Source organism: Nocardioides koreensis (assembly GCF_039531775.1).
GTDB lineage: Bacteria > Actinomycetota > Actinomycetes > Propionibacteriales > Nocardioidaceae > Nocardioides > Nocardioides koreensis.
Genome location: NZ_BAAAQR010000001.1, coordinates 362,812 through 388,166, shown reverse-complemented (window position 1 = coordinate 388,166; position 25,355 = coordinate 362,812). Strand labels below are relative to the sequence as shown.

Annotated in this window: 23 protein-coding genes; 13 read left to right on the top strand and 10 right to left on the bottom strand. The window is 73.2% G+C overall.

Annotation, left to right across the window (positions count from 1 at the left end):
* The first annotated feature begins 15 nt into the window (after positions 1-15).
* Positions 16-528 carry a VOC family protein gene (locus ABD268_RS01820; RefSeq protein WP_344146687.1) on the top strand — a complete coding sequence of 171 codons (513 nt, stop codon included), beginning with the start codon at positions 16-18 and terminating at the stop codon, positions 526-528.
* A gap of 106 nt (positions 529-634) precedes the next feature.
* Here ABD268_RS01820 and ABD268_RS01815 read toward each other — a convergent pair whose 3' ends face one another.
* A complete protein-coding gene (locus ABD268_RS01815) occupies positions 635-1,249 on the bottom strand; it encodes an alpha-ketoglutarate-dependent dioxygenase AlkB (RefSeq protein WP_344146679.1) in 615 nt (204 codons plus the stop codon).
* 139 nt (positions 1,250-1,388) lie between these two features.
* On the opposite strand from ABD268_RS01815, the gene ABD268_RS01810 reads away from it, so the two are divergent.
* The 3 genes from ABD268_RS01810 (at position 1,389) to ABD268_RS01800 (ending at position 5,496) form a co-directional block, all read left to right on the top strand.
* Positions 1,389-2,165: an ABC transporter ATP-binding protein gene (locus ABD268_RS01810; RefSeq protein WP_344146677.1), complete on the top strand. Its 777-nt coding sequence runs from the start codon at positions 1,389-1,391 to the stop codon at positions 2,163-2,165.
* Position 2,166: 1 nt separating this feature from the next.
* On the top strand, positions 2,167-4,701 hold the full coding sequence (locus tag ABD268_RS01805; protein WP_344146674.1) for an ABC transporter permease: 2,535 nt from the start codon (positions 2,167-2,169) through the stop codon (positions 4,699-4,701).
* Between the two features lie 75 nt (positions 4,702-4,776).
* Positions 4,777-5,496 carry a GntR family transcriptional regulator gene (locus ABD268_RS01800; RefSeq protein ID WP_344146671.1) on the top strand — a complete coding sequence of 240 codons (720 nt, stop codon included), beginning with the start codon at positions 4,777-4,779 and terminating at the stop codon, positions 5,494-5,496.
* A gap of 1 nt (position 5,497) precedes the next feature.
* Here ABD268_RS01800 and ABD268_RS01795 read toward each other — a convergent pair whose 3' ends face one another.
* Entirely contained in the window at positions 5,498-5,860 is a 363-nt protein-coding gene (locus tag ABD268_RS01795; protein WP_344147935.1) for a hypothetical protein, read from the bottom strand.
* Positions 5,861-5,940: 80 nt separating this feature from the next.
* Between ABD268_RS01795 and ABD268_RS01790 the strand changes: the two genes are divergently transcribed.
* Both ABD268_RS01790 and ABD268_RS01785 read left to right on the top strand, forming a co-directional pair.
* Complete coding sequence (locus ABD268_RS01790; RefSeq protein WP_344146668.1) at positions 5,941-6,666, top strand: copper homeostasis protein CutC; 726 nt, start codon at positions 5,941-5,943, stop codon at positions 6,664-6,666.
* Entirely contained in the window at positions 6,663-6,929 is a 267-nt protein-coding gene (locus tag ABD268_RS01785; RefSeq protein ID WP_344146665.1) for a DUF4031 domain-containing protein, read from the top strand. Before ABD268_RS01790 ends, ABD268_RS01785 begins: the two co-directional genes overlap by 4 nt.
* Positions 6,930-6,931: 2 nt before the next feature.
* Here ABD268_RS01785 and ABD268_RS01780 read toward each other — a convergent pair whose 3' ends face one another.
* Positions 6,932-7,546, bottom strand: a complete 615-nt coding sequence (locus ABD268_RS01780) for an HD domain-containing protein (RefSeq protein WP_344146662.1) — start codon at positions 7,544-7,546, stop codon at positions 6,932-6,934.
* Positions 7,547-7,551: 5 nt separating this feature from the next.
* Entirely contained in the window at positions 7,552-9,729 is a 2,178-nt protein-coding gene (locus ABD268_RS01775) for a HelD family protein (protein WP_344146659.1), read from the bottom strand.
* A 114-nt stretch (positions 9,730-9,843) separates the two neighbouring features.
* On the opposite strand from ABD268_RS01775, the gene ABD268_RS01770 reads away from it, so the two are divergent.
* On the top strand, positions 9,844-10,248 hold the full coding sequence (locus tag ABD268_RS01770) for a DUF2177 family protein (RefSeq protein ID WP_344146656.1): 405 nt from the start codon (positions 9,844-9,846) through the stop codon (positions 10,246-10,248).
* On the opposite strand, the gene ABD268_RS01765 is transcribed toward ABD268_RS01770, so the two are convergent.
* On the bottom strand, positions 10,209-11,111 hold the full coding sequence (locus ABD268_RS01765) for an oxygenase MpaB family protein (RefSeq protein WP_344146653.1): 903 nt from the start codon (positions 11,109-11,111) through the stop codon (positions 10,209-10,211). The two genes, ABD268_RS01770 and ABD268_RS01765, sit on opposite strands and share 40 nt — an antisense overlap.
* A 30-nt stretch (positions 11,112-11,141) precedes the next feature.
* Positions 11,142-12,341, bottom strand: coding sequence for a phosphoglycerate dehydrogenase (serA, locus tag ABD268_RS01760; RefSeq protein WP_344146650.1), 1,200 nt, complete (start codon positions 12,339-12,341; stop codon positions 11,142-11,144).
* Between the two features lie 107 nt (positions 12,342-12,448).
* On the opposite strand from serA, the gene ABD268_RS01755 reads away from it, so the two are divergent.
* On the top strand, positions 12,449-13,153 hold the full coding sequence (locus tag ABD268_RS01755) for a hypothetical protein (RefSeq protein WP_344146647.1): 705 nt from the start codon (positions 12,449-12,451) through the stop codon (positions 13,151-13,153).
* Between the two features lie 43 nt (positions 13,154-13,196).
* On the opposite strand, the gene ABD268_RS01750 is transcribed toward ABD268_RS01755, so the two are convergent.
* Positions 13,197-13,880 carry a TetR/AcrR family transcriptional regulator gene (locus ABD268_RS01750; protein ID WP_344146644.1) on the bottom strand — a complete coding sequence of 228 codons (684 nt, stop codon included), beginning with the start codon at positions 13,878-13,880 and terminating at the stop codon, positions 13,197-13,199.
* Positions 13,881-14,006: 126 nt separating this feature from the next.
* On the opposite strand from ABD268_RS01750, the gene ABD268_RS01745 reads away from it, so the two are divergent.
* Positions 14,007-14,705: a hypothetical protein gene (locus ABD268_RS01745; RefSeq protein WP_344146641.1), complete on the top strand. Its 699-nt coding sequence runs from the start codon at positions 14,007-14,009 to the stop codon at positions 14,703-14,705.
* A 118-nt stretch (positions 14,706-14,823) separates the two neighbouring features.
* Here the strand turns inward: ABD268_RS01745 and ABD268_RS01740 are convergent, their stop codons facing one another.
* The 3 genes from ABD268_RS01740 to ABD268_RS01730 form a co-directional block, all read right to left on the bottom strand.
* A complete protein-coding gene (locus ABD268_RS01740) occupies positions 14,824-16,467 on the bottom strand; it encodes a DNA repair helicase XPB (RefSeq protein ID WP_344146638.1) in 1,644 nt (547 codons plus the stop codon).
* A 66-nt stretch (positions 16,468-16,533) separates the two neighbouring features.
* Positions 16,534-17,061, bottom strand: a complete 528-nt coding sequence (locus ABD268_RS01735; protein ID WP_344146635.1) for a CGNR zinc finger domain-containing protein — start codon at positions 17,059-17,061, stop codon at positions 16,534-16,536.
* Between the two features lie 9 nt (positions 17,062-17,070).
* On the bottom strand, positions 17,071-19,359 hold the full coding sequence (locus tag ABD268_RS01730; RefSeq protein ID WP_344146632.1) for a helicase-associated domain-containing protein: 2,289 nt from the start codon (positions 19,357-19,359) through the stop codon (positions 17,071-17,073).
* 66 nt (positions 19,360-19,425) lie between these two features.
* Between ABD268_RS01730 and ABD268_RS01725 the strand changes: the two genes are divergently transcribed.
* The 4 genes from ABD268_RS01725 (at position 19,426) to ABD268_RS01710 (ending at position 25,354) form a co-directional block, all read left to right on the top strand.
* Positions 19,426-20,259, top strand: a complete 834-nt coding sequence (locus ABD268_RS01725; protein WP_344146629.1) for a PP2C family protein-serine/threonine phosphatase — start codon at positions 19,426-19,428, stop codon at positions 20,257-20,259.
* Positions 20,256-21,476 carry an FHA domain-containing protein gene (locus ABD268_RS01720; RefSeq protein WP_344146626.1) on the top strand — a complete coding sequence of 407 codons (1,221 nt, stop codon included), beginning with the start codon at positions 20,256-20,258 and terminating at the stop codon, positions 21,474-21,476. Before ABD268_RS01725 ends, ABD268_RS01720 begins: the two co-directional genes overlap by 4 nt.
* 16 nt (positions 21,477-21,492) lie before the next feature.
* Entirely contained in the window at positions 21,493-22,761 is a 1,269-nt protein-coding gene (locus tag ABD268_RS01715) for an RDD family protein (protein ID WP_344146623.1), read from the top strand.
* Between the two features lie 202 nt (positions 22,762-22,963).
* Positions 22,964-25,354, top strand: a complete 2,391-nt coding sequence (locus ABD268_RS01710; protein ID WP_344146620.1) for an immune inhibitor A domain-containing protein — start codon at positions 22,964-22,966, stop codon at positions 25,352-25,354.
* Position 25,355 lies beyond the last annotated feature (1 nt).

Genomic DNA, 25,355 nt, shown 5'->3' with positions numbered 1-25,355 from the left:
AGAAGGAGTCACGACATGGACATGCGCCTGGAGCTCGTCCCGCTGCCCACGACCGATGTGGACCGGAGCAAGGAGTTCTACGTCGACCGGCTGGGATTCCACCTCGACCACGACGTCGAGCCCGGCAACGGGATGCGGGTCGTCCAGCTGACCCCACCCGGCTCGGCGTGCTCGATCGCCCTCGGAGTCGGGTTCAGTGAACCCGACGCGCCCCGCGTGCTCAACCTGCACCTGGTGGTCGACGACGTCGAGGAGGCCCGTGCTCACCTGTCGGGCAGGGGCGTCGTGGTCTCCGAGGTCAACGACATGGGGGCGTCAAGTACGCGTTCTTCACCGACCCCGATGGGAACTCCTGGGCGCTCCAGGAGATTGTTCGATGACCGGGACCGGGAGCGGGGCCGGGGAGGCTCAGACCGTCTCGAAACCGGACGGTCGCGACCAGAAGACCTGAGAACTGGGGACCTTCGACCCCTCAGCCGGGCTGGGTCCGGGGTACGGATGAAGTGGCCCGTCCCTTGTCCTCAGTGAGAGTTGGCCCCCTAGGTCCTCTTTGCAGGGCGAGGGGCGGGCAGTGACCAGCGGGTCCCCGGGCGGGGCTTCGGCAGCCACCGCGGCCCGGTCGCCGTGGACGCGTTCAGAAGACGTTGAGCGGCCGGAACTGCACAGAGATCCGGGGCCCGGCGTGCGCGACCTTGGGGACGGCGTGCTCCCAGGTCCGCTGGCAGGAGCCGCCCATCACGACCAGGTCGCCGTGGCCCATCTCGATCGCGATCGACTCGCCGCCGGTCCGCGGGCGCAGCACCAGCCGGCGCGGGTCCCCGACCGAGACGATCGCGACCAGGGTGTCCTGGCTGCGGCCGCGGCCGATGGTGTCGCCGTGCCAGGCGACGCTGTCGCGGCCGTCGCGGTAGTAGCAGCAGCCCGCGGTCACGAACGGCTCCCCGAGCTCGGGCAGGTAGTGGTCGGACAGCGCGTCGCGGGCCTCCTCCAGCACCGGGTGCGGCAGCGGCTCGCCCACGCCGTACGTGTGCAGGAGGCGGGGTACGTCGACCTCCCGGTCGTACATCTGGCGCCGCTCGGCCCGCCACGGCACCTCGGCCACGAGCGCGGCGAACACCTCGTCGGCGCCGGGCAGCCAGGTCCGCTGCACGTCCACCCAGGCGCCCCGGCTCAGGGCCCGCCGCTCGAGCCCGGCGAAGGACCGCACGCCCGACGGGGGCGCCTCGAAGAGGGTTCCCTGGAAGTCCATGCCCCGATGCTACCTCGCCACGTCGAACACGTGTTCGATCTCGTGGTCCCGGGTGTCGGGGAGGAGTCGAGGAGAGGCCGGGGGCGCAAGGGCCGCAAACCCGTGGTCGCCGTTTGGTGATCCGCGAGATCGTGGTGCCATGACGCAGACCGCCCTCACCGACGGAACGCACACCGCACTGCCGGCCGCGCGCGTCCGGCACCTGACCAAGACCTACGGCAGCGGGGCCGCGCTGGTCACGGCCCTCGACGACGTCTCGCTCGACCTGGCCACCGGCGAGTTCACCGCGGTGATGGGCCCCAGCGGCTCGGGCAAGTCGACGCTGATGCACTGCTGCGCCGCCCTCGACACCGGCGACTCGGGGTCGGTCTTCATCGGGGACCAGGACCTCACCACCCTCAAGGACAAGGCGCTCACCCGGCTGCGCCGCGACGAGATCGGCTTCGTCTTCCAGTCCTACAACCTCGTCCCGACGCTGACCGCGGAGGAGAACATCCTGCTGCCGCTGGCCATCGCCGGCCGCAGGCCCGACCCGGGCTGGTTCGACAGCGTGATCGCGACCGTGCGGCTGGGTGACCGGTTGCGGCACAAGCCCAGCGAGCTGTCCGGCGGCCAGCAGCAGCGGGTCGCGGTCGCCCGCGCGCTGGTCTCCCGGCCCCGGATCGTCTTCGCCGACGAGCCCACCGGCAACCTCGACTCGCGCTCCGGCGCCGAGGTGCTCGAGCTGCTGCGGCGCAGTGTCGACGACTTCGGGCAGACCATCGTGATGGTCACCCACGACCCGGTCGCGGCGGCGTACACCGACCGGGTCGTCTTCCTCGCCGACGGCCGGGTGGTCGACGAGGTCCGCCGTCCGAACCGCGAGCAGGTGCTGGAGATCATGGCCCGGATGTCGGCCGCCGGACCGGGCGCCTGACATGATCCGCGCGGCCCTCAAGAGCCTGCTCGGGCGCAAGGTGCGCCTGATCATGAGCACCTTCGCCATCGTGCTGGGGGTGGCGTTCGTGGTCGGCTCGCTGGTCTTCTCCGACACCCTGAACCGCAGCTTCACCGCGCTGTTCGCCTCGACGGTGGGGGACGTCGTCGTACGCCCCGTCGGCGGCACCACCGTCACCGGCGAGCCGTCCACGAAGACGATCCCCGCAGGGGTCGTCGACCGGCTGCGGACGGTGCCGGGCGCGGCCCGGGTGGACGGCAACGTCAGCTCGGTCGGCGCGTTCGTGGTGGGCACGGACAACAAGGTCGTGGGCGGCTTCGGGCCGCCGGCGCTGGGCGGCAACTGGACCGGCGCCCCGGCCGGTCACGACCTGCAGGGCCTCGCGATCCTGAGCGGGCACCCGCCGCACGGCGAGGACCAGGTGGTGCTCGACGAGAAGACCGCCGACCGGGGCGGCTACCAGATCGGCGACCGGGTCCGGCTGATCACGGCCACCCGGCTGACCCTGATGCCCGAGCTGGTCGGCATCGCGGGCTTCCCCGAGGGCGGGTCGCTGAACGGCGCCACGCTCGCGCTGTTCGACACCCCGACCGCGCAGCGGTTCTTCCTGGGCGGGAAGGACGTCTTCAACGACGTGTGGGTGACCGCCGCGGACGGCGTCTCGCAGGAGCAGCTGCGCGACCGCGTCGACGCCGCCCTGCCCGCCGGCTACGAGGTCGTCACCGGCGACACCGCGGCCGACGAGTCCGCCACCGACCTGCTCCAGGCGGTCTCGTTCCTCACCACGTTCCTGCTGATCTTCGCCGGGATCTCGCTGGTGGTCGGGGCGTTCCTCATCGTCAACACCTTCTCGATCCTGGTCGCGCAGCGCAGCCGCGAGCTCGCGCTGCTGCGCGCCCTCGGCGCCTCCAAGCGCCAGGTGAGCGCGTCGGTGCTGCTCGAGGCGTTCGTCCTCGGCGTGCTCGGGTCGACCGCCGGGCTCGGCCTGGGCTACGTGCTGGCGATGGCCATCCGGGCCCTGTTCGCGCGCTTCGGGCTCGACCTGTCCGGGCAGGCGCTGATCTTCCAGCCCCGCACGGTCCTCGCGGCGTACGTCGTGGGCGTCGTCGTCACGATGACGGCGGCGTGGCTGCCCGCGCGCCGGACCGGACGGATCGCGCCGGTGCAGGCGCTGCGCGACGACGTGGCGCTGCCCGAAGGCTCGATGCACCGGCGGCTGCTGCTGGGGATCGTGCTGATCGGCGCCGGGCTGACCACGCTGGCGCTGGGGCTGTTCGCCGACGTCCCGCACGCCGGGTACTTCGTCGGCGGCGGGGTGCTGGCCGTGCTGCTCGGGGTGTCCTCGGCGAGCCCGGTGATCAGCCGACCGTTCCTGCTGGGCGCCCGCGCGTCCTACGCCCGCGGCTTCGGCAGCATCGGCAACCTCGCCGGCCAGAACTCCCTGCGCAACCCGCGGCGTACGACGGCCACCGCGTCGGCGCTGATGATCGGGCTGACCCTGGCCTGCACGATGGCGATCGTCGGCGACTCCGCCAAGGCCTCGGTCGACAAGTCGGTGGCCGAGAACTTCGTGGGCGACTACATCGTCAGCAACGTCTTCGGCGGCGCGTTCCCCGCCGGCATCGCCCACCGGATGGAGCGGGTCGACGGGGTCGCGAACGTGGTCCGCGAGCGCTACGGCTTCGGCAGCCGCGACGGCGGCGACCAGGGCGTCGCCGCCACCGACCCCGGGGACACCGCGGCGCTCGGCCTCTCGATGACCGCGGGCCGGGCCTCCGACCTGCGGGACGGGACCGTCTTCCTCGAGGACTCGTGGGCCTCCGACCACGGGCTCTCGGTCGGGGACACCGTGACCCTCAAGATGCCCACCGGCACCAAGCGGTGGCGGGTGGCCGGGATCTACGACGACAACCCCGTGGTGTTCTTCCCGATCCTCACCACGCTGGAGACGCTGGCCGACGCCGGGATCCCGCAGCGCGACAACGCGCTGATCATCTTCACCGAGCCCGGCGCCACCGGGGTGCAGGCGCGGCTGGACCAGGTGGTGGAGCAGCTCCCGATCGTGACCGTGAAGGACGAGGCGGGGTTCGCGGAGGAGCAGCGCGGCCCGATCGACCAGCTGGTGCAGATGATCTACGCCCTGCTCGGGCTGGCCCTGGTGATCGCGGTGCTCGGCATCGTCAACACGCTCGCGCTGTCGGTGATCGAGCGGACCCGGGAGGTGGGGCTGCTGCGCGCCATCGGGGTGAGCCGACGGCAGCTACGCTGGATGATCACGCTGGAGTCGGTCGTGATCTCGGTGCTCGGCGCGGTGCTCGGGGTCGTGCTCGGCATCGGCTTCGGGGTCGCGCTGATGTACGCGCTGAAGGACCAGGGTCTGGAGGCGATCAGTGTCCCGTACGCGCAGCTGGTGGTCTTCCTGCTGCTGGCGCTGCTCATCGGAGTCCTCGCGGCCGTCTTCCCTGCTCGTCGCGCCGCCCGGCTCGACGTACTGCGAGCCATCGCGACCGAATGAGAGGGGAAACATTTGGCCACCCCGTCTGAGAAGAACCCGGGACGGCGGCGCCGTCGCCGCTTTACAGTGCCTCCCGTGGAGGAGTTGCTGGTGACCGAGGGCCGCGCGCTCAAGCACGTCCAGGTGCGGGAGTACGTCCGCTCGCTCGTGTCCGGCGCCGCGCCGGGCTCCCCGGCCCCCTCCGAGCGTGAGCTGGTGCAGCGCTTCGGCGTGGCCCGGATGACGGTGCGGCAGGCGATGGACGCGCTCGTGGTCGAGGGGCTGCTCGAGCGGATCCCAGGCCGGGGCACCTTCGTGGCGCGGCCCCGCCGGGTCGCGAGCCGGCTGACCTCGTACACCGAGGAGATGCAGCGCCGCGGGCTGCTCGCGGAGTCGCAGACCCTGCTCGCCCGCCGCGAGCAGGCCGGGCCGGGGGTGGCCCGCGCCCTGAACCTCACCGAGGGTGACGCCGTCATCCACTGGCGGCGGCTGCGCCGCGCCGACGGCATCCCGATGTGCATCGAGGACGCCTACCTCAACGAGATCCTGATCCCGGGCTTCCTGCAGGCCGGGATGCCCACCAGCCTGTACGAGGCGCTGGACGCCCGCGGGCTGCGCCCCACCTGGGCGGAGGACTCGATCACCGCCGACGTCGCCACCGAGGAGGAGGCGGGCCTGCTCGAGACCGAGACCGGCGCCGCCGTGCTCCGCCACTCGCGTCGTGCGGTGGCCGAGGAGAAGGTCGTCGAGGTGTCCCGCTCGGTCTACCGGGCGGACCGGTTCACGATGTGGGTGCAGCTCGGCGAGGAAGGCTGAGCTAGAACGGCTCGTGCAGCCGGCCCAGCTCGGCGACCGGGTTGCCGGACTCCTCGCACACCCAGACCGGGTCCGGCCCGCCCAGGTCGGGCTGGATGTAGAGCGTGTGGACCGGCGCGTCCCCGCAGGACAGGCAGACCGGCCACCGGCCGACCGACTCGAACAGCGCGTCCTGCACGTCCTGGGCGACGAGCCCCGCGACGTACACCTCGCCCTCGGGCCACTGCTCGGCCCACCACTTGCGCTGGGAGACCGCGTCCTCGAGGGCCGACACGGCGGTCGCGGTCGCGTGGTCGCGGGCCTGGAGGTCGGCGAGGACCCGGGCCCGGGCGTCGAACAGCAGGGCGTTGTCCACGGGCTCCATCATGCCTCGCGGGCAAGGCGGGCGGCGCCGAGCACGTGCGGCGCCGCGGGATCCCGGCCGACGGGCCCTAGAGTCGGACCATGAGCGAGGCGCTGCTCGAGGTGACGGTCCTGCACCCGCGCGACGTCCCGGGCGCGCAGGAGGGCGGTGCCGACCGCCTGCACCTCGTGGCGGCCGGCGCGGACGCGGTCCTCTCGCCCGAGCCCGGCGTCGTGTCGTCGGTCTGCCGGGAGACCGAGCTGCCGGTGTTCGTGCTGCTGCGGCTCAACGACTCGTGGACCACCACCGGCGGCGAGCTGACCCGGCTGGTCGGCCTCGCCGAGGACTACCTCGGTTGCGGGGCGGCGGGGGTGTCGTTCGGCTTCCTCGACGCCGACCTCGAGATCGACGCCGAGGTGTGCACGCACCTCGCGACGAGCCTGCCGGGGGTCCCGTGGACCTTCCACGAGGCGGTCGACGCCACGCTCGACCCGCGCCGGTCCTGGCGACGGCTGCTCGGGCTGCCCGGCCTGGTCGCGGTGCGCTCGGCCGGGTCGCCGCAGGGGCTCAGCGTGGGGTACGACGACCTGCTCGCCACCGCGGCCGACCCGCAGGTCGCCCGGCTGCTGATGCCCGGTGGGGGACTGCTCGCCGAGCAGGTGCCGTGGTTCGTGCGGGCCGGGGTGTCGATGTTCCACCTCGGGCCGCAGGTGCGCCCGGGCGGCTCCCTCAAGTCGTACGTCGACGCCGGCCACGTCCGCTCGTGGCGGCTGCTGCTCGACAGCGCCGTCGAGCGCGCCGCCGGGTCGGTCAGCTCCACCCGATGACGGTCCTGATCGATCCGCCCAACACCGCCGGTCACGGCCGGCTCTGGTCCCACCTGGCCAGCGACGCGTCGTACGACGAGCTGCACGCGTTCGCGCGCACCGTCGGCATCCCCGAGCGTGGCTTCGACCGCGACCACTACGACGTGCCCGCGGAGTGGTACGACCAGGTCGTCGCCGCCGGCGCGCTGCCGGTCTCGTCGCGCGAGCTGGTGCGGCGCCTCCTCGTGGCCGGCCTGCGCCGCCGCAAGCAAACGGGTGGGTGAGGTCACCGAGGCCCGGTCAGCGTGGCCAGCTCGCGCTCGACGTTCGCCCGCGCGGCGGCCTCCCACTGCGTCCGGGCGTACGCCGTGTGGAACAGGTGCGGCTTGGCGAGCAGGTCGCGCAGCACGAGCGCCCGGCCGGTCCTGAAGTCGGCGTCGGGGACGTGGGCGTACTCCCGCCGCACGTCCGCGGCGTACTCCTCGTACCGGTCCCGCGGGGCGGCGAGGATCGCCAGGTCGGCGTCGGAGAGGACGCAGCCGTCGACGTCGTCGTCCGCGGGCCGGTGGGTCTCGGTGAGCCGCACCAGCCGGGCCACCTCGCCGACCGTGGCGGGCTCGGTGACCAGGGCGGGCAGCTCGTCCTCGGCCCAGGCGGCGGAGCGCTCCTCGTCCTCCGGGCGCCCGTCGTGGACCGCGTCGTGGAACCACGCCGCGAGCAGCACCACCTCGCGGTCGCAGCCGGTCACCCCTCCGGCGATCAGCTCCTCGACCCGGGCGCAGACCTCCTCGAGGTGGCGCAGGTCGTGGTAGCCGCGCGCCGGGTCGGCGTACGCCTCGAGCAGCCGGTCACGCACCTCGGTGCCCTCCGACAGTGGCCAGCAGTCAGCGAGGTCACCCATGCCGGTCAGTGTGCCCGAACCGCCGGGCTCCCGAGCTCCTCCGGCAGCGGCTCCGCGTGGAGCACGACCAGCGAGGTGACCGCCCGCGTCAGGCAGACGTACAGCCGGCGCAGCCCGGTCACCCGGTCGGGCTCACCGGCGACGATGCCCGCCGGCTCCAGCAGCACGACGTGGTCGAACTCCAGGCCCTTGGCCAGGCTCGCCGGGACCAGGTCGAGGTGCGCGTCGAACTCGGTCGCCAGCTCGTCGGCCGGGGCGTCCCCCAGCACGGCGAACCCGATGCCGGCCGCGCTGAGCCGGGCCGCGACCTCGTCGAGCCCGGCGTCCGGCGCGATCAGCCCGACCGACCCCTCGCGCACCACGGCCGCGCGCACCGCCTCGACGACCCGGTCCTCGGTGGTCGAGCCTGTCGAGACCACGCTCAGCTCACCCCGCGACCGGCGTACCGACGTGGGCGGCTCGAGGTCCGGGGCGATGTGGGGGAGCAGGCGGGCGGCGTACTCGATGACCTCGCCGGGCACCCGGAACCCGCGCGTCAGCTGCTCGACGTGCGCGTCCGGCTTGCCGAGGTGCGCGAGGGCCTCCGCCCAGGACCGGGTCGCCCACGGGGTGGTCGCCTGGGCGAGGTCGCCGAGCACGGTCAGCGAGCCGGTCGAGGACCGCCGGGCAAGCGCCCGCAGCATCATCGGGGAGAGGTCCTGCGCCTCGTCGGCCACGATGTGCGCCACCGACGGAGTCCGCTCCACCAGGTCGGCGGCCTCGTCGACCAGCACCGCGTCGGCCAGCGACCAGCGGGTCGAGGCGGGGCTCTTGGCAGGCCGCGACCACCGCAGCCGGGCCTGCTCGTCGGCGTCGAGGATGCCCTCGGCCGCGGCGGCGAGGAAGTCGGCGTCGGACAGCAGCCGCCACACCAGCCGGGCCGGCTCGACCGCCGGCCACAACGCCTTGGCGTAGTCCTTGACCGGCTTGCTCCGGGCCACCGCGTTCTGCACCCGGTCGTCGGGAGAGTCGCCGGCCAGCTCCATCCGCACCAGCACCCGGTGGGCCAGCGACTGGGGCACCATCGCGCGCGCCGCGCCGTACCTCACCCCGCGCTCGCGCAGCGAGGCCACCAGCTCCTCGGCCTCGTACGCCGCGACCCGCCACCGCCGCGCGCCGCGCGGCACGACCAGGCTCTCGTCCGGCGTCCGCACGTGGGACCACAGGGCCCGGCGCAGCACCTCGGCGAGCCGGGCGTCGCCCTTGAGCACGGCCACGTCCGCGGGATCCTCGCCCCGGACCTCCCAGCGCGGGTTCTGCTCGCGCAGCGTCCTCGCCACCAGCTCCTCGATGGTCGACTGGGTCGCGTCGATCTCGCCGAGCGCCGGCAGCACGTCGCGGATGTAGCGCAGGAAGCTCGCGTTCGGCCCCACGACGAGGACGCCCTGCCGGGTCAGCTGCTCGCGGTGCGCGTAGAGCAGGTACGCCGCGCGGTGCAGGCCGACGGCCGTCTTGCCGGTGCCCGGCGCGCCCTGCACGCACACCGACCGGGACAGCTCGGAGCGCACGATGACGTCCTGCTCGGGCTGGATGGTGGCCACGATGTCGCGCATCGGCCCGACCCGCGGCCGCTCGATCTCGGCCTCGAGGATCGCGGAGAACTCGTCCACCCGCCCGGTGGCCAGGTCCTCGTCCTCGAACGCCGTGAGCCGGCCGTGCTGGAAGCCGTAGCGGCGCCGCAGCCCCACGCCCATCGGCTCGGTCCGGCTGGCGCGGTAGAACGGCAGGCTCACCGGCGCCCGCCAGTCGATCACCATCGGCTCGCCGGTCGGGTCGGAGATGTGCCGCCGCCCGATGTGCCAGCTCTCGGTGGTCGAGCCCGCTTCGGTGGTCGAGCCCGCTTCGGTGGTCGAGCCCGCTTCGGTGGTCGAGCCTGCTTCGGTGGTCGAGCCTGTCGAGACCATGTCCAGCCGCCCGAAGAACAGCGGGATCGTCGGGTCGTCGGCCAGCTGCTTCATCCGCAGCGCGAAGGTCGACTCGAGGTACTCCCGGCTCACCCAGTCGCCCGCCGCCGCGGCGTCCATCGCCGCGGTCCGCTCCCTCATCCGGGCGAGCTGGCGGCGGGACTCGGCGAGGTGCTCCTGCTCGGCGAGCAGCTCGGCACCGGCAGGGTGGACGGCTGTGCTGTCGGGGGCTGGGGGCATGGCGGCACCTCCGCGGTCGCGGGCGTCGAAGGGGGGACGGCGACGCTAGCAGCGCACCCCGGTTCGGACCACCTGTTTACGGTGCCCGTGGGCGGTACCCGTTTACTGGGGCCCGTGAAGACCTGGGTGCTCCAGTACGCCGTGGCCGCCGTCGCGTTCTGCCTGCTCGACCTGGTGTGGCTCTCCTCGGTCGGGCAGGACCTCTACGACGAGCGGCTCGGGACCCTGCTGTCGGAGGACCCGAACGCCGGTGCCGCGGTGCTGTTCTACGCGCTGTTCGTGGCCGGCCTCGTGCACTTCGTGGTCCGGCCGGCGACCTCCCGGACCCGGGCGCTGCTCAACGGCGGCTTCTTCGGGCTGGTCGCCTACGCGACCTTCGACCTCACCGGGCTCGCGGTGCTGCGGGACTTCCCCGTCGCGGTCGTCGTGGTCGACCTGGTCTGGGGCACGTTCCTCGCCGGGGTCGTGTGCGGGCTGACCTACGCGGTGGTGGCGGCGCTGCCGTCCCGCTCGGACTGAGCCGGGGGCCGCATCGCCCAGCGGATCGTGCCGGTGGCCGCGGCGCCGAGCGCCCGGACCACGGTGCGCTCAGAGACCGGGAGCCAGGGCAGACGCAGCGGCCGACGGGTCCAGCGCGGCATCAGCCCGATCGCGGCGGCGACCAGCACGCCGTACGGCGCCCTGGCGGCCAGCGGCAGCGGCGGCCTGAACAGCAGGTAGGACACGGCCTCGCGGGCGTCCTCGGTGCCGCGGAGCTCGGGCCGGTACGCCGCCAGCGCGGCCTTCAGCTCGGCCTCGGTCGTCGGCGGGTCGAGGACGCCGAGCCGCCGCGCGACCTCGGCGGTCTGGGCGACGTAGGTGTCCCGGCCGGCCTGGTCGAGCGGCTCCTTGCCGTAGACGGTGTGCGCGAGCAGGAAGCTGTCGACCTCCGCGACGTGCACCCACATCAGCAGGTGCGGGTCGGAGGCGGCGTACGGCGTGCCGTCGTCCATCGTGCCGGTGACCCGGTCGTGGATGGCGCGGACCGCGTCCACGGCCTGCTGGGCGTCCTCGGCGTGGCCGAACGTGGTCACGGCGAGGAACCGGCTGGTGCGCGCCAGCCGGCCCCACATGTCGCCGCGGAAGCCGGAGTGCTCGGAGACTGCCCGCATCGCCGCGGGGTGCAGGGTCTGCAGCAGCAGCGCGCGGATGCCGCCGATGAACATGGACGCATCCCCGTGCACCCGCCCGATCGGGCTGTCCGGCTCGAACCAGCGTGGCCCGGGGCGGCCGTGGATCCGGTCGCGGTGCTTCGCCCCGTCGGGCCCGGCGACGCGCAGGAACAACGCGTGCCCCAGCCGCGTGCGCGCGGCCCGCACGGCGGTCGATCCGGGAGGAGTCACCCCCTCATCGTGACCGACCGGGCCAAGCGGTCACGCCTGCCAGGTGCGCAGCCAGATCGTGTGCGGGGAGTCGATGAGCCGCTTGAGCACGTCGTCGGAGAGCGGGTCGACGGCGTCGGTCACGACGTACCCCTGCTGGCCGCGGGTGGAGAGGTACTGGCCGATCACGTTGTCGCCCTGCTCGGCCAGCGCCTGGTTGACCCCGGCCAGCACCCCGGGGACGTTGATGTGCAGGTAGCCCACCCGGTAGCCCCGGTCGAGGTCCGGCGCCTGGACGGCCGGCAGGTTCACCGAGAGCGCGGTCTGGCCCTGGAGCGCGAAGCCGGCCAGCTTGCCGGCGACGAAGTAGCCGATCTCCTCCTGCGCCTCCTGGGTCGAGCCGCCCACGTGCGGGGTGAGGATCACGTTGTCGAGGCCGCGCAGCACCGAGGTGAACTCGTCGCCCTGCGCCTTCGGCTCGACCGGGAAGACGTCGAGGGCGGCGCCAGCGATGTGGCCGGACAGGATGTGCTCGCGCAGGGCCACGTCGTCGACGACCATGCCGCGGGAGGCGTTGATGAACAGCGAGCGCGGCTTCATCTTGGCGAACTGCTCGGCGCCGAAGAGGCCGGCGTTGCCGGGCCGGCCGTCCACGTGGATGCTCACCACGTCGGCCTCGGCGAGCAGCTCGTCGAGGGTGCTGACCCGGCGCGCGTTCCCGTGCGCCAGCCGGTCGGCGGTGTCGAAGAAGATGACCCGCAGCCCCATCGCCTCGGCGAGGTTGGACAGCTGGGTGCCGATGTTGCCGTAGCCCACGATGCCCAGCGTGCGGCCGCGCACCTCGTGGCTGCCCTTGGCGGACTTGTCCCACACGCCGTCGTGCATGCGCTGGGTCTTCTCGGCGAGACGGCGGGCCAGCACGATGATCTCGGCGATGACCAGCTCGACGACGCTGCGGGTGTTGGAGTACGGCGCGTTGAAGACGGCGATCCCGCGCTCGGCCGCGGCGGCGAGGTCGACCTGGTTGGTGCCGATGCAGAAGCAGCCGATGGCCAGCAGCTCCGAGGCGTGCTCCAGGACCCGCGGGGTGATCGTGGTGTTCGACCGGATCCCGAGCAGGTGGACGTCGGCCAGCGCCGCGATCAGCTCGTCCTCGCTCAGCGAGCCCGGTCGCAGCTCGACCTCGAAGCCCCGGGCCTCGAGGATCTCGACGGCGATCGGATGGATGTTCTCGAGCAGCAGCACCTTCACGGTCACCCAGCCTAGGAGGCGTTGCCCGAGGCGCCGATTCCGCGACGCAGGGCGGACACCGGGAAACCCGGTCGCCCCGCGTCGGTCCCGCGGGTGACCATGCTGGGGTGATCCCGACCGCCGACACGTTCCACGCCCTGGCGCGCAGCTCGCCGTGGCGCTGGACCACGCTGCACTTCACGCACCGCGACGCCCGCGGCAGCGTGGAGGCCTGGGTGCGCAGGCCGGGGGCGCTGCTCGTGCGCGACCGTGACGGTGCCCTGCATCGGGAGTCCGGCCTGCCGTACTCGAAGAGCGTGCTCGGAGCCGACGGTGGCGAGGTCCGGACCGTGCTCCCGCACGAGGTGCAGCCTCCGCGGCGGCCCGACGGCCTCGTCGCCGAGCGGCCGAGCGAGTCGGAGGTGGACTACGACGACCCCATGTGGCAGAACTTCGCATGGGTCGCGATGCTCGACCCGGTCGAGCTGAGCCACCACGTCCGCGTCGAGGACCCGCGGGAGGACGAGGTGTCGGGCCGGCCCGCCTGGCGCGCCTTCCTGGTCCCCGAGACGGGCTACCTTCCGCGCTGCGGCGGCAACTGCTGCGAGCTCCTCTGGAGCGAGGCCGGCCTGCTCGCCGACTTCGCCGACGACCCCTCCCGGGTGCCCGAGTCGTGGCGGGGGCGGCACTACCCCGAGGGCTACGACGTCGCGCTCGACGTCGGGACGGGAGTCGTCGTCCGGTGCCACCCCGTCGGCGGCGACGAGGCCGCCCCCTGGCTCGAGAACGACCTGCTCGAGGTCGACGCCGACCTCGACCACCTCTTCGCCTGAGGCCCCCGGCGCAACCTCCTGCGTCTCGGGGCTCTCACCGGCCTCAGCGGGAGGTGGCGAGCCCCAGCAGGTCGGCCTCGCGCTCGACGAGCGCGTCGAAGAGGTCGTCGGCGGGCTCGAAGCCGCCGACGAAGTGCCCGTTGAGCTCGAGGGTGAGCAGGCCGACGACCCGGGCGAACGCCGCGGTGAGCGCCAGCATGGTGTCCCGGTCGACGTCGAGCCCGAGCGCGTCCGCGGAGACGTCCAGCTGGGTGCCGAGCCGGCGTCCCAGCGGCCGGGAGTCGGCCACGAGGACGGCGTCGGACGCCGCCCCGCAGAACGCGCGCACCACCCGGCCGGCGGGTGCGATCGTGTCGGCCGGCGCGGCGTACCCCGGGATCGCCGAGCCGTAGACCAGCGCGAACCGGTGCGGCGCACCGAGCGCCCACGCCCGCATCGCCCGGCAGGTGTCCAGCCAGCGGCGGCGCGGCCCCCGGGTCGTGCCCACGGCCTCCTCGAGCAGCGCGCCGAGGTCGTCGTAGGCGTCGACGATCAGCGCGGTGATGAGCTCGTCGCGGCTCGCGTAGTAGCGGTAGATCGCGCTCGAGACGAGGTTCAGCTCTCGGGCGATGGCGCGCAGGGAGAGCGCGCCGGCGCCGGACTCGGCGAGCTGGGAGAGCGCGAGCTCCTTGATGCGCGCGATGTTCTCGCCGCGCGCGATCTCGCGGGGCGTGGGTCCCTTGGCCATGCCCACAGCATGCCACATCAGAGATCGCCACTCACTTTTGTGAGCACTGCTCTTGCATTTGATGCGGGAGGTGGTGCACACTCGATCCATCGAACAGAGAGCACTGCTCACACTTTGGAGATCGAGATGCGTACTCGCAACAACCTCAGCGTCGTCATCGGCTTCGCGACCGCCGGCGTCGCCCTCGCGGCGTACCCGGCCCTGCGTCCCTACGGTCCCGAGTCCGGGCTGGCCGGAGCCGCGGACTTCGGGGCCACCGCCTGGCTGGTCGCGCACGCCCTGGGCATGCTCGGCTTCGTCACGCTCGCCTTCACGCTGCGGGCGGCGGCGACCAGGCCGCCCCGGCGGTGGACCGGTCGCCCGCTCCGCGAGGTCGAGACCCGCGCCTGGCTCGCCGTCGCGCTGCTGCTGCCCTACTACGGCGCCGAGGCCTACGGCCTCAACCAGATCGGTCGGTACGCCACCGACCACCACGAGCCGGGCGTCCTCGACGTCGCCGACGCGTTCCGCTACGCGCCGTTCGAGGTCACCACGTTCACGCTCGGGTTGTTCGCGCTGCTGCTCGTCGGCGGCCGGATCGCCCACGGGATGTGGCGCACCGGGGCGCTCGGCCGCACCGGCGGCCTGCTGGCCGGCCTCGGGCTGATGACCTACCTGCCCCAGTTCTTCGGTACCCCGGCGCTGCGGGTCACCCACGGCCTGGTGCTCGGCCTGGGCCTGGTCCTGATGGCGGTCGCCACCGCCCGCTCCGCCCGCTCCGCCCGCTCCGCCCCGGTCGAGGAGACCGAGTCGACGCCGACGCCGGACCCCGAGCTGGTCGCCTGACCTGCCGAGTCGGCGCAGTTGTACGCCAAGGCAAGGCCGAGTCGGCGCAGTTGTACCCCCACGCCGGTACAACTGCGCCCACTCGGCCGGTCCTCGGGTCAAACTGCGCCGACTCGGCTCAGGCTCGGTCCAGGTCCTCCGCGTCGATGATCCGGTAGGCGTACCCCTGCTCGGCGAGGAACCGCTGGCGGTTCTGGGCGAACTCCGCGTCCACGGTGTCGCGGGAGACGATCGTGTAGAAGTGCGCGGTCTTGCCCTCCTCCTTGGGGCGGAGCAGCCGGCCGAGTCGCTGGGCCTCCTCCTGGCGCGAGCCGAAGGAGCCGGACACCTGGATCGCCACCTCCGCGGAGGGCAGGTCGATGGAGAAGTTCGCGACCTTCGAGACCACCAGCAGCCCGATCTCCCCGGAGCGGAAGGCCTCGAAGAGCCGCTGGCGCTCCTTGACCGAGGTCTCGCCCTTGATCACCGGCGCGTCCAGCGCCGCGGCGATCTCGTCGAGCTGGTCGATGTACTGCCCGATCACCAGCGTGGGCTGGCCCGGGTGCGCCTCGACCAGCTCGCGCACCACGTCGATCTTGTGGTGGGTGCACGAGGCCAGCCGGTAGCGCTCGTCGGCCTCCGCGGTCGCGTAGACCAGCCGCTCGTTCGTCGGGAGCGTCACCCGCACCTCGACGCAGTCGGCCGGGGCGATCCAGCCCTGGGCCTCGATGTCCTTCCACGGCGCGTCGTACCGCTTCGGGCCGATCAGCGAGAACACGTCGCCCTCGCGGCCGTCCTCGCGCACCAGGGTCGCAGTCAGCCCGATCCGGCGCCGCGCCTGCAGGTTGGCGGTCATCCGGAAGATCGGGGCCGGCAGCAGGTGCACCTCGTCGTAGACGATCAGCCCCCAGTCCCGGGCGTCGAGCAGCTCGAGGTGCGGGTAGACGCCCTTCCGGCGTGTGGTGAGGACCTGGTACGTCGCGATGGTGACCGGCCGGATCTCCTTGACCGCGCCGGAGTACTCGCCGATCTCGTCCTCGGTCAGCGACGTACGACGGACCAGCTCGTCCTTCCACTGCCGGGCCGAGACGGTGTTGGTGACCAGGATCAGGGTCGTGGCCTGGGCGTGCGCCATCGCGGCCGCTCCGACCAGCGTCTTGCCGGCGCCGCAGGGCAGCACGACCACGCCGGACCCGCCGTGCCAGAACGACTCGGCGGCGTCGCGCTGGTAGTCGCGCAGGTGCCACTCGGTCTGGTCCAGCGCGATCGGGTGCGCCTCGCCGTCGACGTACCCGGCGAAGTCCTCCGCCGGCCAGCCCAGCTTGAGCAGCGCCTGCTTGAGGTTGCCGCGCTCGGAGCCGTGCACGACGACGGTGTCGTCGTCGATCCGCTCACCGAGCATCCCGGCGATCTTCTTGGCCCGCAGCACCTCCTCCAGCACCGGCCGGTCCGTGCTGGCCAGCACCAGCCCGTGGGTGGGGTGCTTCTCCAGGCGCAGCCGGCCGTAGCGGGCCATGGTCTCGGCGACGTCGACCAGCAGCGCGTGCGGCACGGCGTACCGGCTGTACTCCAGCAGCGTGTCGACGACCTGCTCGGCGTCGTGCCCGGCGGCGCGCGCGTTCCACAGGCCCAGCGGGGTCAGCCGGTAGGTGTGGATGTGCTCCGGGGACCGCTCGAGCTCGGCGAACGGCGCGATCGCCTTGCGGCAGTCGGCAGCGCGCTCGTGGTCGATCTCCAGCAGCAGCGTCTTGTCGGACTGGACGATGAGGGGTCCGTCGTTCACCCGACGATCCTACGGACGGCGCCTCGGGGTCGCCTCCCGGCCGGGTGCACCCGGACCGTCGAGCGGTCAGGCGCCGGCGACGGCCTTCTGCCGGGCGCGGTACGCCGCGACGTTGGCGCGCGAGGAGCAGCGGTCGGAGCAGTAGCGGCGGGACTGGTTGGGCGAGGTGTCCACGAAGACGTTGGTGCACGGCGCGGCCGAGCAGACCCCGAGCCGGGTCGGGCCGAGGTCGCAGACCAGCGTGGCCAGCCCGAGCAGCGACTCGCCCAGGAGCAGCTCGGCGACGCTGGCGGACTTGGTCGCCACGTGCATGTGCAGGTCCTCGTGGTCGTGGTGGGCGATGCGGGGGGTGATCGGGTGCCGGACCATCAGCGCGTTGAGCCCCTCGACCACGCCCTCGACGTCGCCCGCCTCACCCGCCTCGAAGACCGGGCGCAGCTCGCGCTGGAACTTGCGCAGCAGCATGCAGTCGCGGTCGGTGCACTGGCTGTGCAGCCACTCGCGCCCCGTGAGATGGGCGACGAGCGCATCGACGTCGGCGATCTCCGTGTTGAGGAGAGCGGCCGACTGCTCGGCATACCTGAGGAAGTCCACGACCCGAGTCTACGGACGTTCGTCCACGCGTTTGACGGCCGTGATCCGGTGCACCGCGAAGGTCCGGACGTCGTCGCTGCGGTGGTCGTGGGCGGTCAGCCACCCGCCCTCCACCTTGACCGGGTCGACGATCCGCTCCGAGCTGGTGCCGTGGTTGTCGACGTACCCGATCAGCACCGTGGACCCCACCTCGACCGCCTCCCGGAGCGCGGCCAGCGATCCGCTCGGGGTCAGCTCGGCGGCGGGCGTGGCCGGGCGCGCGGCCGCGACCCGGTCCCCGGAGCGCACCGCGTTGACCACCTGCGCGAGCTGGGCGCTCTGGTGCGCCGCCCGGACGGCGGGTCCGCGCCGGTCCTTGGGGGTGCGGGCCCGGAGCAGGTCGGGGCGCGCCACCCGGACGGTGCCGTCGGCCGCCTCGACGACCGGTGCGGCCCCGAGGTCGCGCAGCCGGGGCAGCAGCACGTCGATCGGCGTGGAGCTGACGATCACCGTGGGCGCGATCCGGCGCAGCCCGAGCGAGGACGCCTGCGGGTGGTGCAGCAGCTCGGTGAGGGCGGCCTCGTCGTCGGCGCGCAGGAAGGCCTCGGCGTGACCGACCCGGACGGTGCCGAAGGTCCGGGCCGTGTCGTCCACGAGGTAGGTCAGGGGCTGGGGGACCGGCGTCCGCGACACCGAGCCGAGGAAGTCGTGGATCTCCACGGCCGACCACCCGGTGTCGAGGGCGCGGCGCACCGACGCGGGCGTGAAGCGGTAGACGGTGGCGCCGCCGCGCGACTCGACGTCCGCCAGCAGCTGCAGGGTCCGGGCCAGCGGGGACTCCAGCGGGCCCGGCGCGACCGCGGTGAGGTCGGCCTGGATCAGCACGTGGTCGACGGGCCGGGGCAGCAGTCCCGCCAGCTCCTCGGTCGCCGCGGCGTGGTCGCCCACGAGCAGGCTGCGGGCGTACGACGCGAGCCCGCCGAGCCCGGTCACGCCCAGGACCGACGACTCGGTGACCGCCCAGGCGACCTGGTCGGCACGGGTGCGGGGACGCCTGGGGCGCAGCCACGCGACCCGGTGCACCAGCGACGGCACCCCGGTCCCGGCGGCGAGCACCTGGCCGGCGGGCAGACCCGCCAGCACGTCCAACGTCATGGTGCGGCTCTCCACCTGGGTGGCCGCGGCCAGCTCGGGGGACAGGGCGTTCCACGCCTTGCCGGCGGAGTCCCGGGAGCCCACCAGGCCGGGCATCCGCGGGCTCTCCAGCCAGGCGCGGACCACCGTCGCCCAGCGGTCCGCGACCGGCCGGGCGACCCACGCGTCGAAGCCGTCGGTGGGGATCCAGACCGGGTTGCCGTCGGAGTCCGACCCGGTGGCGAGCAGCCCGGCCGCGTACGCGCTCTCCACGACCAGCGCGGCCGTCGGCTCGTCGACGTGCAGGCCGGCGGCCGTCGTCTTGAGGTCGCGGACGCCGAGGCCGCCGCTGCGCAGCGCCCCCGGGGGGTCGGTGCCCCACTGGTCGAGCAGCAGCTCGATCCGGCGGACCGCCTCGAACGCCGCCCCGGCCGCGGCCCGGTCGACCAGCCCCTGGTCCCGGTCGGAGGTGGCGAGCTCGGGCAGGTCGTCGACCGGCTCGTGCGTCGTGTGCCCGCCGCGCAGCGCGATGCCCACCTCGCCGGGCAGCACGACCACGCCGCCGCCCCGCGGCACCAGCAGCTTGCGCGCGAGCAGCTCCTCGGCGGGCGTCGCGGCGTCCTCGGGGAGGACGGTGTGCCGCGCCGAGCCCGTGGTCGCCTCGCCGCCGTTGTCGGCGACGTGCTCCAGCAGGGCACGCGCCGGCTCGGAGAGCTCGGCGAGCCGCCGCTCCACCTCCCCGGCGGGCGGTGGCTCCGCGGAGACCGGGCGCAGGCCGCTCGCACCCCGTGCCGGGCCTCCCGTCAGGCCGTCCGCCACCCCGCTCAGCGGGCGCAGGCCCTGGTCGGAGTCCCAGGCCAGGGCCACGTCGAGCAGCCGCTCGACCGCCGCGTCGACCCGGTCGGGCGCGGCGTTCACGATCTCGCGGAGTCCGGCCCGGGTGGTTTGGCCCGCGACGACGAGGGCATCAAGCACAGAGAGCTCGAGCCGCGTCAGGTGGTCGAGCGCACGCAGCAGCGAGGACCGGGTGGCGGCCCGCGAGGCCAGCTGGCCGAAGTCATGGGGGGCAGGAGTGGCGAGATCGGGACGCTGGACCAGCAACCGGGACAGCCGTTCGTCCGGCCAGCCACGCAGCTGGTCGGCCAGGGTGCGGAACCCGTCGCGGCGGGCGGACGATCCGGACATCCCTCCCACGCTACCCGCCCATCGACCGGTTCCAGGCCCTACGCTCCTCTCCACCCAGGAGGTGGGATGACAGAGCAGATCAGGGGCGTCGAGCTCCACTACGGTGCGGCCACCGACGTCGGACTCGTGCGCGAGGTCAACGAGGACTCCTTCCTCGCGGCCCCGCCGGTCTTTGTCGTCGCCGACGGCATGGGCGGGCACGAGGGCGGCGACGTCGCCAGCGCGATCGTGGTCGAGGAGTTCGGCCGGCTCGCCGACGAGGGGTACGACGCCCGGCGCGGCGCCGAGGCCGTGGCCGCCACGCTGCGCGCCAGCCAGGACCGGATCGCCGAGTTCGGCGCGGCCCACCGGTCCCGCGGCACCCGCAGCTTCTACGCCGGCACCACCGCGGTCGTCGGGCTGCTCGTCGAGGACGACGAGGGCCCGAAGTGGCTGCTGGCCAACCTCGGCGACTCCCGGGTCTACCGCTTCCTCGACGGCATGCTCGAGCAGGTCAGCGTCGACCACAGTGTCGTGCAGGAGCTGGTCGACGCGGGCACGATCACGGCCGCCGACGCCGCGACCCACCCCGAGCGGCACGTCATCACCCGCGCGCTCGGCGGCCCCGACCGCGCCGAGGCGGACTACTTCCTGCTGACCCTGCCCTCGGTGGAGCGACTGGTGCTCTGCTCCGACGGTGTGACCGGCATGATCGCCGACGACGCGATGGCCGAGATCCTCGCCCGGGTCGCGGATCCGCGTGATGCGGCCGACGAGCTGGTCGCCGCGGCCGTGCGCGCGGGCGGCCGGGACAACGCCACGGCCGTGGTCGTCGATGTGGTGGGATTGGCGACTGAGAACGCCTACGACTCCGAGCGCCAGCGGGTGAGTCTCGAACAGAAGCTGGGGGCCCTGCCGTGAACGACCAGGAACCGACCACGCGGTCCTTCCGGCCCGGTGAGTGGTTCGGCATCTTCGGCGAGCACGCCACCGTGATCCTGCCGCCCACCGAGAAGGCCCGCGTCGCCGCGCTGTGGGAGATGGTGGACGGGGGCTCGGGCTTCGACGAGACCCTGGACGCGCTGATCGCCGCCGGGCTGCGCGACCTCCCCGGCTTCGTCCTCGTCAGCGAGGGCGAGGGGGTGACCCGGGTGGTGCTGCGTGGCGACGCCCGCGCGAGCTTCACCGCGGGCGGTGAGACCGTCGACCTCGACGGCTCGGCGGCCGGCACCTGGGTCGAGCGCTCCCTGCACGACGTGACGCGGATGAGCGTCGAGGTGGCGGACGAGTCCGGCCCCGCCGACCTCCGGATCACCGCCGGCCTGGTCCGGCTCTCGCGGCTCGACCAGCCGCCGCGAGCGACCGGAGAGGAGCCCGGGGGAGCCGGGCCCCTGGCCGCCGAGCCCCTGGCCGCCGAGCCGGTGAGCGAGGAGCCCGTCCTCGGCGAGCAGCCCGGCGCCTCGGCCGAGTTCGACGGCGAGGCCACCCAGGCGGTGCCCTACCTCGCCGGCGAGCCGTTGATCGAGGACGAGACCGGCAGCCAGGAGGCGGTGCCCGACGAGTACGCCGACGAGGAGCCGCCGATCTGGGTGCCGACACCGCCGGCGCCCCCCGCGCCCCCTGCGCCCCCTGCGCCCCCGGTGCCCCCGGTGCCCCCGCCGCCTGCCGTGCCGGGCGACGAGGACCACGACGGCATGACCCAGGCCGGGGCCTGGGGCCCGGACGAGCTCGCCCGTCAGCAGCCCGGCATCCCCGGCCAGCCCCCGGCGCCGAGCGTGACCGCCCGGCCGGTCGCGCGGCTGCTCTTCTCCAGCGGCGAGACCGTGGAGGTCGACCGCGCGGTGCTGGTCGGCCGCGCGCCCGAGGCGCGACGCTTCACCTCCACCGAGCAGCCCCGGCTGGTGACCGTGCAGAGCCCCAACCAGGAGATCTCCTCGACGCACCTGGAGATCCGTCCCGGCTCGGGAGCCGACCACGGCACCGCCGTCGTCACCGACATGGGCTCGACCAACGGCACGGTCCTGGTGCAGCCCGGGCTCCCGCCCGACGACCTGCAGCCCGGGATCGCGGTGCAGCTGATCCCCGGCGCGATCCTCGACCTCGGCGACGGCGTGACCATCCAGGTCGCGAACCCCTGACCGGGCGAGCCACGCGATGTCCCAGCCCGTGAACGCCCATGCGTCGAGCTTCCCTCCGGCGGAGCTCGACCGGCGCTTCTACGCGTTCACCCTCGACCGGCTCATCGCCTGGACGCTGGACGCCATGGCCGCGGTGGCGGCGTACCACTTCCTCATCGGCCGGGGCCAGGTCTGGGCCGGGGTCGGGGCCATCCTCGCGGTGGTCCTCGTCGTCGGCCTCGGGTTCTCGCTGCTGCTCGGGCTGCGCGGTACGTCGCCGGGCAAGGCCGCGGTCGGCCTGCGGCTGGTCCACCACGACAGCGGCGTCCCGATCGGGATGGGGCCGGCGCTGCTGCGCTCGCTGGTCCTCGGCGTCTCCGCCTTGCCGACCTTCGGGCTCGGCGTCGCCACCCTCGCCTGGACGGCGGTGATGGACCGGGGACGGCAGCGACGGGGCTGGCACGACCACGTGGCGCACTCGATCGTCGTCGACGTGCGGCCCGTTCCGGTCGAGACCGAGCAGGAAGCCGCGGCGCCCCGGCAGATCGTCAACCTCACCGCGATGCGTCTCGTGCCCGCTCCCCAGCAGGCCCCCGTCGCCGCGCCGGCCCGGGCGCCGCGTGCATCCGGCCCACCAACATCCGGCCCACCCCCGTCCGGCCCACCCCCCACCGTGCCCGCGGCGGCGACGCCGGTCGTCGTCTCCTCCGCGGCGCCGCCCACCGCGCCGCCGGTGGCCCCGCCCCCGGCACGCCGTCAGCCGCTCGGCCCGCCGCTGACCGACCAGCCGCCGGCGACCGCGCCGTCACCGTCCCCGGCCCAGCCCCCGGCCCCGGCCCCGGCCCGGGCACCGTCCCCGGCCCAGCCCCCGGCCGGCCCGGCGCCGGCCGGGCCACCGGCTGCGCCGCCGCCGCGCCACTCCGCGGCCGAACGCACCGTCATTCGCAACGCCACCGAGGGCCGTCGCGCCCTCGCCCGCTGGCGCGTCTCCTTCGACTCCGGCGAGACCTTCGTGGTCGAGGGGCTCGCGCTCGTCGGCCGCCGACCCGAGCCGCGGCCGGGTGAGCCGGTCCGGCACCTGGTGCCGCTGCGGTCCGGCGACATGTCGCTGTCGAAGACCCACGCGCAGTTCCAGGTCGCGCCGGACGGCGTCCTGGTCGTGATGGACCGTGGCTCGACGAACGGGTCGATCCTGATCCGGCAGGGCGTCAGCCGCGCGCTGACGGCCGGCAAGGCCGCCACCCTGCTGGACGGCGACCGGGTGCGCTTCGGCGACCGGGAGATGAGCATCACACGCGAATCGTGAGCACTCTCACATGAGGCCGGTTTGGTAACGGTCTGGTAACGGTGCGAGTGGCTGCCTGCGGATCCGCGCCGCGCGGGTTGGACTACCCCCGGCCCGTGTCCTGAGAGGCCGCTGAGAACCAGTGTGAATCCCGGGGCTGTGGCGCATTCGGATCATGTGCACTTTTTCGCCGTGGCACCCACGGCTCACCGGGAGGCATTGCATGCGAAGGACAAAGCTCGTCGCGCTCGCGACGGCTTCACTGCTCAGTGCGGCGGGAACGCTGTCGCTGACCTCAGCCCAGGCCGGCGCCGCGCCGGCAGGCACCACGTTCACCAACCCCGGGGCGCCCGCCCTGGGCAAGGTGGTCTCGGACGTGCGCACGCCCAAGTGGCGCGCGAAGTACGAGGCTCGCAACCAGGCGGCGCTGGAGAAGCAGCTGCGCACGGGCGCCAGGGGCGACTCCGTCAAGCTCGGCAAGGGCAAGTACGGCCGCGTCGGCACCGCGCAGACCGACAAGATCTTCGTCGTGCTCGCGGAGTTCGGGAACACCCAGCACTCGGCGTTCGCCGGTCAGGCTCCCGACGCGCAGCGCGTCGACGGCCCGATGCGCAACGAGATCCCCGAGCCGGACCGCACCACGGACAACTCGACTCTGTGGCAGTCGAACTACGACCGCGCCCACTACGAGAACATGTACTTCAACCGGATGAAGTCGTTCTACGAGAAGCAGTCGTCCGGCCACTACTCGATCGACGGCGACGTCACCGAGTGGGTGAAGGTGCCGTTCAACGAGGCCCGCTACGGTCGTGACCTGTGCGCCAGCGTGGCCTGCAACAACACCTGGTTCCTCGTCCGCGACGCGCTCGCCGTGTGGACCAAGGACCAGCTCGACTCCGGCAAGTCCATGGAGGAGATCCAGGCCTACCTGAAGACGTTCGACCACCAGGACCGCTACGACTTCGACGGCGACGGCGACTTCAACGAGCCGGACGGCTACATCGACCACTTCCAGATCGTGCACGCCGGCGGTGACGCGGCCGACGGTGACCCGATCTACGGCTCGGACGCCATCTGGAGCCACCGCTGGAACGCGCAGATCGAGCCCTTCGGCACCGGCCCCGAGGGCGGGGCGCCGATCGGTGGCGTGAACGTCGGCGAGGGCGGCCTGTCCGACCCCAACGGCGCCAAGGTCGACATCCCGAACAACCCGACGGGTGTCTGGGTCAACGACTACACCATCCAGCCCGAGAACGGCGGCCTCAGCGTCTTCGCGCACGAGTTCGGCCACGACCTCGGCCTGCCGGACCTCTACGACACCTCCGGCAACACCGGTGGTGCCTCGAACACCGTCGAGCACTGGTCGCTGATGAGCCAGTCGCGCGGCACCGCCAAGAAGGACGAGGGCATCGGCGACCAGCCGATGTCGTTCGGCGCCTGGGAGAAGCTGGCCCTCGGCTGGCTGAACTACAAGCTGGTCAAGCCGGGCGAGACCGTCGAGACGAAGGTCCACCCGAACTCGTCCTCGAGCCTCGGCAAGAAGTCCGTCATCGCGCTGCTGCCCGACAAGCAGGTGCCGCTCGACCTCGGTGCTCCGTGTGACGCCTGCGGCTCGAAGTACTTCTACTCCGACATGGGCGACAGCCTCGACAACACCATGACCCGCACGGTCGCCGGTGGTGGCGCGCTGACCGCCAAGGTCCGCTACGAGATCGAGGACGGCTACGACTACGCCTTCCTGCAGGCCTCGAACGACGGCGGCCAGACCTGGGCCAACGTCCCGACCAGCGAGAGCTACGACGGCAGCGACGAGGCCGGCACCAACTCCGACGGCACCGGCATCTCCGGCACCACCGGCGGCGCCTGGGTCGACCTGACCGCCACGGTCCCGGACGGCACCAACGCGCTGCGCTGGCGCTACCTGACCGACGGCGGCTACGCGCTGTCGGGCTTCCAGGTGGACAACATCACCCTGGGTGGCACCGACATCGGCAACGCCGAGACCGACACCGAGGGCTGGACCCTCGACGGCTTCCGCACCACCACGGGCAGCGAGATCCAGTCGTTCCTCAACGCCTACATCCTGGACAACCGTCAGTTCGTCGGCCAGGACAAGCTGCTCAACCACCTGTACAACTTCCGCAACACGCACAGCCTGACCATGTCGAACTGGGTGGACTTCTACCACAACGAGCCCGGTGCGCTGATCTCCTACTGGGACACCAGCTACACCGACAACAACGTGGGTGACCACCCCGGCCACGGCCAGATCCTGCCCGTGGACGCGCACCCGCAGCTGGCGCACCTCGGTGACCAGCTGCTCCGGACGAAGCTCCAGACCCTGGACTCGACCTTCGGGCTGCACCGCACCGACAAGCAGACCGTGCACCTCAACGGCGAGGTCGTGAAGCTGCCGAGCCGCAAGGCCGTGTCGCTGTTCGACGACACCAAGACCTGGTGGCACCTGCGTGACATGCACGGCGCCAGCGACCACCCCGGCCCCTACAAGCCGGGCTGGATCGGTGTCGACGTGCCGAAGACCGGCACCACCATCAAGGTGCTGAAGATCAGCAGGACCGGTGTGATGACCGTGAAGGTCCACGCCGCCAAGTAAG

Excerpts from the sequence above, each read along its gene's own strand:
- ABD268_RS01775 (WP_344146659.1), bottom strand. The coding sequence starts at position 9,729 with ATGCCCCCAGCCCCCGACAGCACAGCCGTCCACCCTGCCGGTGCCGAG.
- ABD268_RS01780 (WP_344146662.1), bottom strand. The coding sequence starts at position 7,546 with ATGGGTGACCTCGCTGACTGCTGGCCACTGTCGGAGGGCACCGAGGTG.
- ABD268_RS01785 (WP_344146665.1), top strand. The coding sequence starts at position 6,663 with ATGACGGTCCTGATCGATCCGCCCAACACCGCCGGTCACGGCCGGCTC.
- ABD268_RS01715 (WP_344146623.1), top strand. The coding sequence starts at position 21,493 with ATGTCCCAGCCCGTGAACGCCCATGCGTCGAGCTTCCCTCCGGCGGAG.
- ABD268_RS01730 (WP_344146632.1), bottom strand. The coding sequence starts at position 19,359 with ATGTCCGGATCGTCCGCCCGCCGCGACGGGTTCCGCACCCTGGCCGAC.
- ABD268_RS01815 (WP_344146679.1), bottom strand. The coding sequence starts at position 1,249 with ATGGACTTCCAGGGAACCCTCTTCGAGGCGCCCCCGTCGGGCGTGCGG.
- ABD268_RS01710 (WP_344146620.1), top strand. The coding sequence starts at position 22,964 with ATGCGAAGGACAAAGCTCGTCGCGCTCGCGACGGCTTCACTGCTCAGT.
- ABD268_RS01745 (WP_344146641.1), top strand. The coding sequence starts at position 14,007 with ATGCGTACTCGCAACAACCTCAGCGTCGTCATCGGCTTCGCGACCGCC.
- ABD268_RS01805 (WP_344146674.1), top strand. The coding sequence starts at position 2,167 with ATGATCCGCGCGGCCCTCAAGAGCCTGCTCGGGCGCAAGGTGCGCCTG.
- ABD268_RS01725 (WP_344146629.1), top strand. The coding sequence starts at position 19,426 with ATGACAGAGCAGATCAGGGGCGTCGAGCTCCACTACGGTGCGGCCACC.
- ABD268_RS01790 (WP_344146668.1), top strand. The coding sequence starts at position 5,941 with ATGAGCGAGGCGCTGCTCGAGGTGACGGTCCTGCACCCGCGCGACGTC.
- ABD268_RS01795 (WP_344147935.1), bottom strand. The coding sequence starts at position 5,860 with ATGGAGCCCGTGGACAACGCCCTGCTGTTCGACGCCCGGGCCCGGGTC.
- ABD268_RS01820 (WP_344146687.1), top strand. The coding sequence starts at position 16 with ATGGACATGCGCCTGGAGCTCGTCCCGCTGCCCACGACCGATGTGGAC.
- ABD268_RS01810 (WP_344146677.1), top strand. The coding sequence starts at position 1,389 with ATGACGCAGACCGCCCTCACCGACGGAACGCACACCGCACTGCCGGCC.
- ABD268_RS01750 (WP_344146644.1), bottom strand. The coding sequence starts at position 13,880 with ATGGCCAAGGGACCCACGCCCCGCGAGATCGCGCGCGGCGAGAACATC.